Annotated in this window: 3 protein-coding genes; 1 reads left to right on the forward strand and 2 read right to left on the reverse strand. The window is 38.1% G+C overall.

All coding sequences use genetic code 11. The features are described from left to right. Nucleotides 1-41: 41 nt before the first annotated feature. Together HC175_RS24785 and HC175_RS15025 are read right to left on the reverse strand one after the other, a co-directional pair. Nucleotides 42-176: a transposase gene (locus tag HC175_RS24785; RefSeq protein WP_168139311.1), complete on the reverse strand. Its 135-nt coding sequence runs from the start codon at nt 174-176 to the stop codon at nt 42-44. A 5-nt stretch (nt 177-181) separates the two neighbouring features. Further along, nucleotides 182-1,042, reverse strand: a complete 861-nt coding sequence (locus HC175_RS15025; protein WP_168026780.1) for a transposase — start codon at nt 1,040-1,042, stop codon at nt 182-184. A gap of 74 nt (nt 1,043-1,116) precedes the next feature. Here HC175_RS15025 and HC175_RS15030 point away from each other — a divergent pair, with 74 nt between their 5' ends. Beyond that, the gene (locus HC175_RS15030; protein ID WP_168026781.1) at nt 1,117-1,308 is read left to right on the forward strand and encodes an AbrB/MazE/SpoVT family DNA-binding domain-containing protein; all 192 of its coding nucleotides are present in this window, start codon (nt 1,117-1,119) and stop codon (nt 1,306-1,308) included. Nucleotides 1,309-1,876 lie beyond the last annotated feature (568 nt).

Below are 1,876 nucleotides of genomic sequence, written 5' to 3' on the forward strand. Positions count from 1 at the left end.
ATAATAATGACGTAAAGCTGGTTTTGAGAGACGTTATGAACTTAATCAAAACCCATGTTGCTTTTCCACGATTTAAATATGATCTCAATTCTCCATCTGAGCTTATATAAACTAAAAATAGTATTTGCCTCTGCCTTGTTTTTTGGCAGGGTGGTGATATAGATTGACCAGCCCAACAGCTTTAAATACTCAGAGTCGGGAGGAGTTTTTTTTCCTTTTTAGCTTTCATTCGTCTATTGTTTGCCACTTCATCAGATACAGGAAAGGCAATTAACCTAACGGTAGTTTTTTCCTTATTGTTAAGCTTGACTTCCCAATCTATGGTTGGTGTCTTTTCTAATATGGATAGTATATCGAGTGGCTTTTCGGTTACAGAGTTGAGTAGGATCATTTTGTTCTTGTAGCGGTAGATACAGTCAGCACCGATATGAATATGGCGCTCCACTTCTTCCTGAATAAAATATCCCCGGTCTCGTAAACTCAGATCTCCTTTTTCCAGAAGGAGTTCAGGGGCAGCCAACAAGTCGTTTTTACTGTAGGCATCAATAGAAAATGAAATAAATCGTTCATTAAGGATATCATAGACGCCCTGAATACGTGCATTGCATACTTTTGAATGTGCGTTAGCCACCCCTGAGAATATTTCAAATAACCTTTTGGGAAGCCTTATAATGGTGCTGTCCTGAACGATCATTCTGTTGAAAACAGCACTCAAATTTCTATCCTGGACTGCAACATTGGTAATTTTTTTCAAAATCATTACCTCAAGTACTCCTTTAAAAAATTCCACACAGCAGCTATTGATTTTTTTCCAAATGGCCACTTTTGAAACGCTGGTATCCGTGCTTGATTCTAAATGAGCGGCAACATCGTTATGGCTTACCGTGCCATTTGAGGATTCCAGACAAAGTGAATACAAAAGGTCTGATGGGTAAATAGCCCGCTTACGTTTTATCAGGCCGGTTTCATATGCGATATCCAAAAGGGTATCATTATCAATGCCGAGTTCAGAAAAGTAGTTGAAGAAGCTGATTTTTTCCATTTTTTTTAGGGTTAGTAAGAATTAAACAATATATTTGTAATAGTATAAATACTATTATTAAAAAGCAAAAAAAAATGGGATATAAAGTTAAAATTCAGAAAGTTGATAGAGGGAAGACAAAGTCGTTTTATGTTAATTTCCCAGCAGCGGTGGCTGAAGCATGCAACCTGGAGAAAGGTGAGGAAATGGAATGGGTAATTGAAGACCGGAATTGTTTTGTATTAAAAAGGGTGAAGCAAACCAAACCAGTCCTAAAAAAGGATTAATTAACTAAATAAATTACTCATGTATTTGATTATCAAAAGCTTACATCATAAGTTAACGCGTATGCCTGGAAGGGCGACATATATACACGCGATTATTTGTTTAGTCATATGATAGTGGTCAGGGGTCAGTACCTCCCCGATGAACAGAGGATTGCCGGACAAAATGACTTTTCAGTAAAGTAGAAGTTAGATTTTAGAAGTACGAATTTAGATTTTCTGCTTATGCCAGCCCCAGCGGGGCGAAATATTGGTAGCCCGGGGTGAAACACCGGGTTGTAGATATTCCGAATCATCCCGTCCGTAGGAGCGACCCCGAGGTAGTCATATGATAGAGCTCAGGAATTCAAAAGTTAGGCTAAAGCCTTGTTCTGTTTTCAATTTTATCCTCCGGCTAAAGCCGGGGGGAATTCATGATCTCCATTTTTCATTGAAGAAAGCAAGGGTATTTACGATCTGATAATGAATTTCCAGCACCTTTTAGGTAGTTACTTAATTTAAAGAGAGAAGCTTCAAGCCCAACCATAAATCTTGCAGTTAAGCTTGACGATAAATTATTTGGGAATTCGTG

It is taken from the genome of Salinimicrobium oceani (assembly GCF_012037645.1).